At 34.5% G+C, this 11606-nt stretch carries 11 protein-coding genes; 3 read left to right on the top strand and 8 right to left on the bottom strand.

Annotation, left to right across the window (positions count from 1 at the left end; all coding sequences use genetic code 11):
• Nucleotides 1–5: 5 nt before the first annotated feature.
• Genes CW751_RS13210 through CW751_RS13200 form a run of 3 tightly spaced genes read right to left on the bottom strand, consistent with a single transcriptional unit; the run spans nucleotide 6 to nucleotide 2563 of the window.
• Nucleotides 6–818, bottom strand: coding sequence for a purine-nucleoside phosphorylase (locus CW751_RS13210; protein ID WP_101335501.1), 813 nt, complete (start codon nucleotides 816–818; stop codon nucleotides 6–8).
• Complete coding sequence (gene lpxK, locus CW751_RS13205) at nucleotides 802–1896, bottom strand: tetraacyldisaccharide 4'-kinase (RefSeq protein WP_101335500.1); 1095 nt, start codon at nucleotides 1894–1896, stop codon at nucleotides 802–804. Before lpxK ends, CW751_RS13210 begins: the two co-directional genes overlap by 17 nt.
• Complete coding sequence (locus tag CW751_RS13200) at nucleotides 1868–2563, bottom strand: Dph6-related ATP pyrophosphatase (protein WP_101335499.1); 696 nt, start codon at nucleotides 2561–2563, stop codon at nucleotides 1868–1870. Before CW751_RS13200 ends, lpxK begins: the two co-directional genes overlap by 29 nt.
• Before the next feature lie 226 nt (nucleotides 2564–2789).
• On the opposite strand from CW751_RS13200, the gene gcvT reads away from it, so the two are divergent.
• Complete coding sequence (gene gcvT, locus CW751_RS13195) at nucleotides 2790–3872, top strand: glycine cleavage system aminomethyltransferase GcvT (protein WP_101335498.1); 1083 nt, start codon at nucleotides 2790–2792, stop codon at nucleotides 3870–3872.
• Nucleotides 3873–4345: 473 nt separating this feature from the next.
• Here the strand turns inward: gcvT and CW751_RS13190 are convergent, their stop codons facing one another.
• The 5 genes from CW751_RS13190 to CW751_RS13170 form a co-directional block, all read right to left on the bottom strand.
• Entirely contained in the window at nucleotides 4346–4498 is a 153-nt protein-coding gene (locus CW751_RS13190) for a hypothetical protein (protein ID WP_317045823.1), read from the bottom strand.
• Nucleotides 4499–4887: 389 nt separating this feature from the next.
• Nucleotides 4888–8058: a S8 family serine peptidase gene (locus tag CW751_RS13185; RefSeq protein WP_101335496.1), complete on the bottom strand. Its 3171-nt coding sequence runs from the start codon at nucleotides 8056–8058 to the stop codon at nucleotides 4888–4890.
• A 121-nt stretch (nucleotides 8059–8179) separates the two neighbouring features.
• Nucleotides 8180–8440 carry a DUF6952 family protein gene (locus CW751_RS13180; protein WP_101335495.1) on the bottom strand — a complete coding sequence of 87 codons (261 nt, stop codon included), beginning with the start codon at nucleotides 8438–8440 and terminating at the stop codon, nucleotides 8180–8182.
• On the bottom strand, nucleotides 8421–8738 hold the full coding sequence (locus tag CW751_RS13175; RefSeq protein WP_101335494.1) for a thioredoxin family protein: 318 nt from the start codon (nucleotides 8736–8738) through the stop codon (nucleotides 8421–8423). The genes CW751_RS13180 and CW751_RS13175 overlap by 20 nt, the downstream gene beginning before the upstream one ends.
• 12 nt (nucleotides 8739–8750) lie before the next feature.
• A complete protein-coding gene (locus CW751_RS13170; RefSeq protein ID WP_101335537.1) occupies nucleotides 8751–9389 on the bottom strand; it encodes a peroxiredoxin in 639 nt (212 codons plus the stop codon).
• A 182-nt stretch (nucleotides 9390–9571) separates the two neighbouring features.
• Between CW751_RS13170 and CW751_RS13165 the strand changes: the two genes are divergently transcribed.
• Both CW751_RS13165 and CW751_RS13160 read left to right on the top strand, forming a co-directional pair.
• Nucleotides 9572–10495, top strand: a complete 924-nt coding sequence (locus CW751_RS13165; protein ID WP_101335493.1) for a LysR family transcriptional regulator — start codon at nucleotides 9572–9574, stop codon at nucleotides 10493–10495.
• 125 nt (nucleotides 10496–10620) lie between these two features.
• The gene (locus CW751_RS13160; protein WP_101335536.1) at nucleotides 10621–11565 is read left to right on the top strand and encodes a mechanosensitive ion channel family protein; all 945 of its coding nucleotides are present in this window, start codon (nucleotides 10621–10623) and stop codon (nucleotides 11563–11565) included.
• Nucleotides 11566–11606 lie beyond the last annotated feature (41 nt).

The raw sequence follows: 11606 nt of genomic DNA, 5'->3' as shown, positions 1-11606 counted from the left end.
TATTTTTAAACACGAGCGATTAACTCGGTAATAATCTTTGTCATTTTTGGTTCTTGCTCATTCGCTACATCAATAACATCCTGTGCAGAAACTTTTACAATTTTCCCTTCAACACCTAAATCTGTAATTATTGAAACCGCAAAACAAGGAATTTCCATGTGTCGAGCTACAATTACCTCTGGCACTGTTGACATTCCAACTGCATCGGCTCCTAAAATGTTGATCATTTTATATTCTGCTGGAGTTTCCAATGTTGGTCCTGTTAAACCAGCGTAAACACCTTGTGAAACTTTAATGTCTAATTCATCAGCAATTTTCTCTGCTAATTTTATCATTTCTGCATCATAAGCGTCACTCATATCTGGAAAACGTGGACCTAATTCGTCGATATTTTTTCCAATTAATGGATTTCCAGGGAAAAGATTAATGTGATCGTTGATGATCATGATTTCTCCGATTTCTTGTGCAGGATTAACTCCACCAGATGCGTTACTTACAATCAAACGTTCAACGCCCAAAGCATTCATTACGCGAACCGGGAAAGTACATTGTTGCAAAGTATAACCTTCGTAAAAATGGAAACGACCTTGCATTGCCATGACTTCTTTTCCACCGAGTTTACCAAAAATCAATCTACCGCTATGTCCTTCAACTGTTGAAACTGGAAAGTTGGGAATATCTTCGTAGGAGATGGTATTGATGATTTCAATTTCATTGACTAATCCACCTAAACCTGTTCCTAAAATTACACCTACTTTTGGTTGAACTCCAGTTTGTGACTGAAGATATTTAACCGTCTCATTAATTTGATTTAACATAGCTATCTATTTTGTTTAATAATTTATTTTCATTGTCAATTTTCACCGTCATTGCTTGATAATACCAAGGAAACGACTCAATCTTTGTTTTCATTGCCGAGCTTTTCAAGCGAACTGCATCTTTTTCTGTAGTTACAATGATATTTTCAGCAGAGACAAAGTTACCAAATAATTTGTGAATTTTCTCAATATCCTTAATTGTGTAATCATGATGGTCGCCAAATTTCAAATGGCTTACCTTTGAATGCTGTTCTAAGTGAGAAATTAAAGGTTGTGGATTGCCGATTCCTGTTACCAATAATATCTCATCGGGAGCAGTACAAATCTCGTTTGTGGCTAAACTGATTAGATCACCATATTGTATAGACGAGAAAAATACAGGCACCTTCGGTTTTAACTTCAGTTTCTCTTTAAAACGCTGTTTTTCTATATCCTTTAATAAACTTGGAGATTTCGTAACAATCACCATATCCGCTCGATGTCTTCCACATTTGAATTCCCGCAATCTTCCAGCAGGCAAAACGAAATCTTTGAAATAAGGCTTGTTGAATTCTGTCAATAAAATATTACAATCTCTGTGAAGATAACGGTGTTGATAAGCATCGTCCAAAACAATGACTTCCGTTTCAGGGTAATTTTCCAATAGTTTTCTTGCTCCTTCCACTCTTTTCTCACAAACAGCCACTTCAATTTCACCTTCAAATTTCTGTGCATAGTTTAAAGCTTCATCTCCTACATTGGTCACGTCAGCATTCGCATTTACTTTAACAAAACCTTTCGTTTTTCTGCCATATCCTCTTGAAAGTACAGCAGTATTATACTTCTTAGCAAGTGCAGAAAGTAAAAATTCAACATGAGGAGTTTTACCCGTACCACCAACCGATAAATTTCCAACTGAAATCACCGTCGAATTCACCTTAGTAACCTTCTTGATGTTCTTATCAAACAACCCATTTCTTATCATCATGACAAGACCATAAATCAAGGAAAAAGGAAGTAATATAATGCGAAGAATAATCATCAAGTCAAAAATAGAAAATTCTCGTTGATTAGCTAAACTTCGCTTGCCAATATTCATATGTTTTCACTTCTCCAGTATCGAGCTTAATATCGAATGAAATTTTAAAGACTTTTTCTATCTCAAAGTTCACTTCCTTTTTGAAAATATTTCCTGCATAAACAAAAGTGTGGTATTCTCCATTTTCTCCGCAGATATCAATATCTTTAGGTAAACTTTCGATGAGTTCCTTCGTTAAGTCTTTACCGATATAAGATTCATCTAATTTATTGGCTTGGGTGGTTACAATCTTAGCTTTTAATCCAGATTGATAAAAGCCATTCATTGTTTCCTCGGGTGATTTACTCCAAAGCGGTTCCACTACTTCAATACCATGCGGATTCAATTTACTTTCTCTGTATTTTCTAATTTCATCGAGGTATAAATCCCCAAAAATAAAATGCTTAACTCCTTTAGATTTAAAATGTTCCACAGCAAGAAGCATCTTATTCTCATAATCATTCGGTGATTTATCAATCATAACTGAATACAAAGGAATTCCAATTGCTTCAGCTTGTCCTTTCATTAATGCCAAAGGAATTGAATGCGCTGAAGAACTTTCATCTGCTTCATTAAAAGTCGTCAACAAAGCGATGACTTCAAATTCCTTATCTTCTAGTATTTTTTGAAGTGCCAAAGCGGAATCTTTCCCACCCGACCAATTGAAAACGGCTTTTTTCTGTTGCATTGTTTGATTTTGGGCAAAGATAATTATTAAATCTGGAGAGCTTTAATGTATGGAGAATCGTACCTAAGACCACGAGTTGAAATCTCTCGGCGGTAACTCAGGTCAAACATCACATAAGGTATTTTAGCTTCAAAGAAAAATCCTCGTTTCACTTTAAACTCTCCCTCTCCCTTCCTCCTCTTCAATTAATTATTAAATTTGCAATTCAAACAAAAAAGTTAATTCGATGAAAGAAACCGCGTTATCAGCAGTACATGTGGAGCTTGGAGCTAAAATGGTTCCCTTCGCAGGATATAATATGCCTGTTCAATATGCAGGATTAAAACACGAACACGAAGTGGTAAGAACCAAAGTGGGTGTTTTTGATGTTTCTCACATGGGTGAGTTCTTTGTGAAAGGAGAAAATGCGGAGGCTTTTCTTCAGAAAGTAACCAGTAATGATGTAAGTAAATTGGTTCCTGGAAAAGCACAATATTGTTACGTTCCTAATGAAAAAGGTGGAATCGTTGACGATTTAATCATTTACAAAATCAATGATGAAGAGTTTATGTTGGTTGTGAATGCTTCAAACATGGACAAAGACTGGAAATGGTTAAATTCTAAAAACGATGTTGGAGCTGAATTGGTAAACGAATCAGATGATTGGAGTTTGCTCGCTATTCAAGGTCCAAAAGCAGCTGAAGCAATGCAATCTTTAACTTCAGTTGATTTATCGGGAATGAAGTTCTACACTTTTGAAATCAATGAATTCGCTGGTATAAAAGACGTAATCATCTCTGCTACTGGCTATACAGGAAGCGGCGGATTTGAAATTTACGTGAAAAACAAAGACATCAAACAAGTTTGGGATAAAGTTTTTGAAGCGGGAGCAGATTACGGAATTGAGCCAATTGGTTTAGGAGCGCGTGATACATTGCGTTTGGAAATGGGCTTTTGTTTATACGGAAACGACATCGACGAAACGACTTCTCCATTTGAAGCTGGGTTAGGTTGGATTACAAAATTCACGAAAGATTTCACCAACAGTGAAGCTTTGAAAGCAGAAAAAGAAGCTGGAATCAAAAATAAATTGGTTGGATTTGAATTGAAAGACAAAGGAGTTCCACGTCAAGGTTATCCTATTTTAAATGCCGATGGCGAAGAGGTTGGACGCGTAACTTCAGGTACGATGTCACCCTCATTAAACAAAGCGATTGGATTAGGCTATGTTCCTAAAGAAATGTCAGAAGCTGGAACAGAAATCTTTATTGGTGTAAGAAAGAAAACTTTAGCTGCGGAAGTTGTAAAAACTCCTTTTTACAAAGGCTAAATAAAAGCTCAATATTTAAAAGGATTGCAGTAATGTGATCCTTTTTTTTAATTGTAGATGCCTGTAACGTATCAAGAGTAATTATTTGGGAGGGATGTAAATACAAATTATCAATTAAAAATGTTCCTCATATTGATTTTATATACACAACATTTTCTAACCCGCTTTATTCACCAATCTTAATCTTTAAATTTATAAACCAGTAATATTCTTGTATTTGATTGTGTTTCATTCAATTTTAAGAACCCCAAATTTGGGTACTAATAATTTTGCAAGATTTTGATTTAATTTTGACCTATTTGTCGTTACAAGCCCCGTGAAATATGCATATATTCCTTTAGGGCTTGTGCCTAAAATAGATTCAAAATTAAATGCATGAATAATGCGGGCTAAGGACCTTAATTTTGTTCAGAGCAGAATAAAAAAAAGGCCAAGCTAAAGCTTGACCTTTAAAATTAATTAAATTATATTTTTTAGATATTGTCTAATTCAACCTTAGAAATTACGCAATCTTCACAATCCTTAATTTCTCCGTTGTAAGTTTCACGATACTTATGAACCGTTTCAATAGGAATACCCATGAAATGTTTTTCAATACGTGTAACTTGAGTACATAATCGTCCCATATTCGGATGATACCTGTTCTCTAATCTACTTCTTCGTCTTGTTCTTATTAGTTTGATAACACTTTGTATTATGATTCAAACGCAAGATAAGGATAAAATATTACTAAAAAAATAATAATCGGAAAACTTATTATTTCATTAAAAATAGGATCTAACAGTCATCAACCACAAAAACTGTTACGGTCAATAATTTTTAAAAAAATTACTACATAAAATATTAGAAAATTAACTTTTATATTTCCCTAAGCACCTGCTTTAACCACACAGGGTGGATTCTCAAAAGTCAAAATAAAGTTGTCTTTACATGCTGTGAAATAAAGGTATAAATCCTAAAATAAAAAAGCCAAAGTAAATTTACCTTGGCTTTTTATTAACTATGAAATTAAATATTATTTAATAAACTTGAAAGACCTTACTTGTCCGTGAATATTATTTGTTTTAAGTATATACATTCCTTTCGCCAAATTGGGTAATGCCAATTTATTCTCTCCTTTGTCAAAAGTTAGGTTATCGCTAATAATTTGTCCCGCAGGATTAATTAAATAAGCCTGACCTTTTAAATTTGACATTATTACCAATTCGTTATCCGCTGAGTTGAAATAAATTTTGTATAAATCTTTATTTTCATCAGTTAGCGCGTTAGTACAACCACCTCCATCAACAACTGTCACTGATTTAGTTATGTCATCAGTTACACCACAAGCATTCTCAACTTCGAGTTGAACATTATAGGTACCTGTACTAGAAAAACTTGTTGTTGCAAGAGCTCCTATTGCTGTATTTGGCGTACCTCCGGTAAACGTCCATGAATAACTTTGTGCTCCTGTTGACAAGTTTGCAGCATTAACATTTATACTTTCTCCAACACATACAGTGTTGTTATCTATTTCAAAATCTGCATTTACAGGTGATGAATCTACTTCTATTGTAAAAGAGGATACAGAAGAACACGACCCTGAAGTTCCTACTACTGAATAGGTTGTTGTTGTTGTAGGAGTAGCAACTGGATTAGGACAATTTGAACAAGACAATGAACCTGCGGGAGACCAAACATAAGAGCCTGCACCAGTAGCTGTTAAACTCACAGATCCTCCAGGACAAATTACATATTGTGGAACATCTACAGCTACATTTGGCGTTTCATCAACAGTAATATCTAAACTATCTAAACTGCTAAATCCACATGAGTTTCGAACAAGTAAATAAGCACGGTTATTTCCAACTCTAGACATGATTACACTAGGGTTTACTCCAGTTGGATATGGTGTTGCTGTTCCATTAATAGCCCACTCAACTGTTGCCAAGTTGGAAGAACTTGAAGCGTCAAATTGTACAGCCTCACCGCTACAAACAGATGTACTACTAGCTGTTATGTTAGCTAAAGGTGGATTAGCCGTAATTCTTGGATAAATATGAAGTGCTGCTTCAAAACCTCCATTTATAAAACTGCCAATTTCGTTCCAACCTGTCAATGTTGACTGCGGATTGTTTGCTGGATCGACAAAACTAAAAGCAGAATTGGATCTTCCAGGATCGCTCGATAAATCTGAACTTGATGACAATACTACAGTATCACCATGAACATCATACATTTCGAAGCCAACAAAGAAATCATTAGTAGAAATATTAACAGGTGAATCAAAATTAATATTTGTTGGAAAAAAACCTGTTGATGTAATATTCGCTGCTATATCCTCAATAAGTACGTCTTTCGAATACACATTTGTACCAGGTTCGCCACCTGCATCTTCCCAGACTTTTATGGTAATTTTACTTGCTGATGAAGTATAAGAAGCTTCAACGAAGTTAAATACCGCTCCAGTAACATTTGTTGGTCCGTAACTTGAGAAACGATCGGCAACATATTTAAATTTCAATAAATTATCTCCAAAGATATATCCGTTTCCTGGTCCAAAAGTGTAAATAGAATTAGCATCTGAAGCAATAGTGTTACTTATTGTATCACAACCAGACAAAGCATTTACATTAATGTAAGCTGTTTTTGTTTCAGTATCTGTTCCATACGCATTAGAAGTTTCTAGGGTTACATTGTAAGTACCCGCGGTATTATAAGTAATAGCCGGTGGATTTTGTCCCGTAAATGTGCCAGGTGTCCCTCCTGAAAAAGTCCACGTCCATGATGTTGGATTCCCTGAAGTTAGATCCGTATAATTCACGTTTTGACCTTCAGTAATTGTGGTTATATCAGCTAGAAAATCAGTATTTGGAGGATTAGCTAATGTTGCATCAACACAATTCATAGCAGCTAATGCATCTATTCGACCAGCACCAAGTTCACCTGAATAAGATGGGTTCAATGCGTTTAAATCTGCAGCTGTGTTCAGAATACAATCTTTTACTTCAGATTGAGTAAGGCCAGAATTATGTGAAAGTATCAGACCAGCTAAACCAGCAACCATTGGGCTCGCCATTGAAGTTCCCGATTTATAATCGTATGAATTTCCAATTACTGTTGAAACAATTCCGCTTCCTGGTGCTGAAACATCAATCCATGAGCCATAATTTGAAAAAGATGATTTATTATCGCTATTATCTGTAGACGCCACAGCAATAACGTTACTAAATCCTGCAGGATAAAAAACAGTCGATACATCATCATTACCTGCTGCTGCAACTAAAATACTTCCATTATTGTAAGCTGCGTTAATGAGGTTTTCAGCTGTTGTTGAGTATCCTGAACCTCCCCAAGACATATTAATTACATCAGCATTGAGTGACATTGCGTAATAAATCCCCTCATATCCATGAGAAACAACACTTGCAGAATTTGTTGCTTTTACAGGTATTATAGAAACTCCATTACCAATTGAAGCTACACCTCCACCATTATTAGTTGCGGCACCAGAAATTCCAGCAACATGGGTTCCATGGCCGTAAGATGGTCCATCAGGATCTGGATCAGTATCATCATTTGCAACATCATATCCTCTATAATCATCTACATAGCCATTGTTATCATCATCAATTCCATTATTTGGAATTTCACCAGTGTTTGTATAAATAACACTACTCAGATCATCATGTGTAGTTTCTACGGCATCGTCAACAATAGCAACTTTGATAGATGAATTACCAGTTGAAATATCCCAAGCAGTTTCCGCATTCACTTGTGGCAATGACCACTGATATGATTGATAATAGGTATCATTAGGTACAAGGGTATTTTTTAGTAAGGGTATTTTTTCAGCATACTCAATGTTTGGATGCGCACTTAATACCTCTATGATTCGATCTACTTCACTAATTTCTTGAAATTTAATCCTAAATACATTTTTAATTAAAGGTTGCTTAGCATTGGGAAAAGATTCCTCAAATGATTGGATGGTATATTTATCAATTAGTTTAATGAAATCAAATTGCTTGTAATCAATCTTCGGGTGCTTATTTTCACTTCCCTCAAAGTTTAGACTTCTATATTGAAGGCTATTTTCATTTAACTTAATCCATATTTCTCCATCAAGATAATTAGAATGAATAGTTTGTGAAAAGCTGAATAGCGTACAAACCAACATAATAGAAATTAATGTTACTCGTTTCATAATTGTGTTTTTAATTTATCCACTAATATCGGTATTATTCTTAAGTAATTGAAATAATAAGACATAAAAAAGGGATTATTCCGAAGAACAATCCCTTAAAATTCTTGAAGTAAATATTCAATTACGTATCGATAGAACCTGTAACACGTTTCATGAACTTGTTGGCGGCTTCTTTTTGAGAAACACCATCCTCGCGCATCATTTTACTGACTTCAATAGCGCCGTACATATTAGAGAGCAACTCTCCTATCACATCAAGCTCTTCATCCTTCATAGAAGATAATTCTGTAAGATTTTCTAATGTTTCAATTGTTTCATTAACAAAATCCTCGTCGTTCTCCTCTATAAAATTGGAAATATGTCTAATTACTGGTAGTCTCATCGATAAAAGATTTTAATACTTCTGTTTTATTAGTTTGTGTTTGCTGAATAAGCTCTCCATTTTTGAAAGCTGCAAACGTTGGCAAATTGTCAACTTTAGCTAACTTTCTAGATTCTGGATTTTTTTCAGCATCAATCACGATAAACTTTACATTCTCATGATCCTGAGCAAATTTCTTAAACTTAGGTTTCATGATTCTACAGTTTCCACACCATCCTGCTGCATACTGCACCAAAACAGTTTCGTTGTTGGAAATTTCTTCTTGTAAAGTATCTGTTGTTAACTCTTCAAATGCCATCCTAATATTTTTTTAGTTGTTTTTTAAATACTCTGCTGTACCTTTCGCATCGGCACTCATTGCTGCACTTCCTTCTTCCCAGTTTGCTGGACAAACTTCACCGTGTGTTTGCACGTGAGAATAAGCATCAATTAAACGTAAAAATTCATTTACATTACGACCTACTGGCATGTGATTTACACCTTCGTGGAATACAGTACCTTCTTCGTCGATTAAGTAAGTTGCACGGTAAGTTACATTGTCTCCCTCTACGATGAAAGAATCTGTTTCTTCATTGTATTTTTCGTTTTGGATATCCAAAATACCTAACATGCTTGATAGATTACGGTTTGAATCTGCTAACAATGGGTAAGTTACCCCTTCAATTCCTCCATTATCTTTTGAAGTACTTAACCACGCAAAGTGAACCTCTGGTGTGTCACAAGAAGCACCAATTACGATGGTATTTCTGTCTTCAAATTCTTTCAATTTTGATTGAAAAGCGTGTAACTCCGTAGGACATACATAAGTAAAATCTTTTGGATACCAGAACAACAATACTTTTTTCTTGTTTTTCTTTGCTTCTTCCAAAATATTGATTTTGAACGTATCCCCCATTTCATTCATCGCATCCACTTGGATGTCTGGAAAAGTTTTTCCTACAATTGACATTTTATTTTTGTTTTTATTGGTTAATAATAATTTTCGCTTGAAGATAAGAATAATTTTTTCCTGAATTTCCATTTAACAATTTTTAATTCAAGTGTCTTTTGTTCTTTCTTCGATACAAAGATAGGCATCTTCTTCTCATTGTTTTTATCAATAATTATTATATTTACATAAATTTTATCTATATGGTTTCACCCGTTCAATTATCCTACATTTTTGCCCTGTTAAAGTACAACAACTTTCAACGGGCAGCAGAGGCTTGTCACGTTACTCAACCCACCTTATCGATGCAATTAAAAAAGGCCGAAGAGTCTATTGGGTTTAAAATCATCAATAGAGATATCAATCCCATCGGCTTAACATCGGCTGGAGAAAGGCTTTTTCCAATATTGAATGAAATTCAAACCGCTTATGATCAACTTGAAATTGAAACTCAAAAAATAAAAGGAACCTATAAGTCAGAAATAAAAATTGGTGTAATTCCAACCATTTCGAATTATTTAGTTCCTGAAATTTACGCCAAATGGCATGATGATATTAGCGATGTACATTTAGACATTATAGAATTGACATCAGAGCAATTGCTTTTGGCTTTAAAAGATAAAGAAATCGATTTTGGAGTTATGGCTGGCCCTATCGAAGATTTATCCTTTGAAAAACAAATCTTATACAATGAAGAGATTTTGGTTTACGCTCCTTCAATTCAAGCAAAGCAAATTGAGTTAACAGATTTAGAAAATGAACATCCATGGTTATTGAGTCCAGGAAACTGCCTAAGAACACAAATGATAAGCTTTTGTAATTTAGATAAAAATGAAAAAACCGCATGGAACTACGAAGGTGGAAATTTGCATTTGCTCACTCAAATGGTAGAACAAGAAGGAGGTTATACCCTTGTACCAGAATATTACTTGCCGCATCTAAAATTAAAATCGGCGGACATTAAACCAATAGTAAATCACACGCCTATTCGACAAATTGTAGGTTTACATCTTAAGCGAAATACTAAGAAGGAAGATTTAAAAAAACTAATGCGCATTATTCAAAGAAGTAAAGGATTGGCAAAAATAGACATGGAGAATGTAGAGTTGCTCCCATGGAAAGTTTAAATTGAAAATTAAAATTTAAGAAGAGGAAAATCATAAGGTATGATCTTTAAAATATGAAAAAATCCAAAATTGAAATCCAAAGCTTTATTATTTTGTTAATTTAAATGGAAACTAAAATTAATTATATGGAATTGAAGAAGTATTATGATTTAATTATTGAGAAATTAATTGGCTGGGTTGAAAAAATTGTGGCTATGTTGCCCAATTTTGCTTTGGCGATTCTAGTTTTAATAGGATTTGTCTTAGTAGGTAAACTCATTAGAAACCTATTCAGTAAGTTACTAATGAAAGCTTTAAATAATCAATCATTATCTAAACTTCTTTCAAAGATTCTTTATGTTACCATTGTCGTTATTGGAGCTTTTGCAGCGCTCAGTCTATTGAATCTCGACAAAACCGTTACTTCACTACTTGCAGGTGCTGGTATTGTAGGTTTGGCACTTGGTTTTGCATTTCAAGACATCGCCACCAACTTTATTGCAGGTTTCTTTATGGCGTTAAAACGTCCATTTAAAGTGGGACAAGTAATTCATTGTGAAGGTCACAGCGGTGTAATTAAGCACATTGGAATTAGAACTACGGAAATTGCTTCTTTTCAAGGACAAGAAATCATCATTCCAAATAAAATGTTATTTCAAAACCCTTTAATTAACGACTCAGAAAACGTTTACAAACGAATTGATTTAATGGTTGGTGTTTCTTACGGGGAAGATCTTGAACGCGTTAGAGACATTGCTATTGAAGCAGTAAAAGATGTTCCGAATCGACAAGAAGATCGCGACATTGATCTCGTTTATTTGGCTTTTGGAGGTAGCTCCATTGACTTTAGAATTATGATTTGGGTTGAATTTAAAAGTCAACTTGATTTCTTGAAGAGTCAAAGTGAAGCAATTATCGCTATTAAAAAAGCATTTGATGCAGAAGACATCATGATTCCTTTCCCAATCAGAACGTTGGACTTTGGTATAAAAGGTGGAGAGAAATTGAATGAGGTTGTTGATTTTGATACCATGGAAAATGGAAAGGCGAATAAGTCTAAGGAGAATGAAAACGAAAATCAAGAGTCATAAAGTTAATATCTTTTGATTTGGTACTCATGTCTATGAAACTA

Source organism: Brumimicrobium salinarum (assembly GCF_002844555.1).
Lineage (GTDB): Bacteria > Bacteroidota > Bacteroidia > Flavobacteriales_D > Crocinitomicaceae > Brumimicrobium > Brumimicrobium salinarum.
Note: the sequence above shows the minus strand (reverse complement) of the source record. Positions and strands in the feature narration are given on the sequence as shown.

Excerpts from the sequence above, each read along its gene's own strand:
- CW751_RS13210 (WP_101335501.1), bottom strand. The coding sequence starts at position 818 with ATGTTAAATCAAATTAATGAGACGGTTAAATATCTTCAGTCACAAACT.
- lpxK (WP_101335500.1), bottom strand. The coding sequence starts at position 1,896 with ATGAATATTGGCAAGCGAAGTTTAGCTAATCAACGAGAATTTTCTATT.
- CW751_RS13200 (WP_101335499.1), bottom strand. The coding sequence starts at position 2,563 with ATGCAACAGAAAAAAGCCGTTTTCAATTGGTCGGGTGGGAAAGATTCC.
- gcvT (WP_101335498.1), top strand. The coding sequence starts at position 2,790 with ATGAAAGAAACCGCGTTATCAGCAGTACATGTGGAGCTTGGAGCTAAA.
- CW751_RS13190 (WP_317045823.1), bottom strand. The coding sequence starts at position 4,498 with ATGGGACGATTATGTACTCAAGTTACACGTATTGAAAAACATTTCATG.
- CW751_RS13185 (WP_101335496.1), bottom strand. The coding sequence starts at position 8,058 with ATGAAACGAGTAACATTAATTTCTATTATGTTGGTTTGTACGCTATTC.
- CW751_RS13180 (WP_101335495.1), bottom strand. The coding sequence starts at position 8,440 with ATGAGACTACCAGTAATTAGACATATTTCCAATTTTATAGAGGAGAAC.
- CW751_RS13175 (WP_101335494.1), bottom strand. The coding sequence starts at position 8,738 with ATGGCATTTGAAGAGTTAACAACAGATACTTTACAAGAAGAAATTTCC.
- CW751_RS13170 (WP_101335537.1), bottom strand. The coding sequence starts at position 9,389 with ATGTCAATTGTAGGAAAAACTTTTCCAGACATCCAAGTGGATGCGATG.
- CW751_RS13165 (WP_101335493.1), top strand. The coding sequence starts at position 9,572 with ATGGTTTCACCCGTTCAATTATCCTACATTTTTGCCCTGTTAAAGTAC.
- CW751_RS13160 (WP_101335536.1), top strand. The coding sequence starts at position 10,621 with ATGGAATTGAAGAAGTATTATGATTTAATTATTGAGAAATTAATTGGC.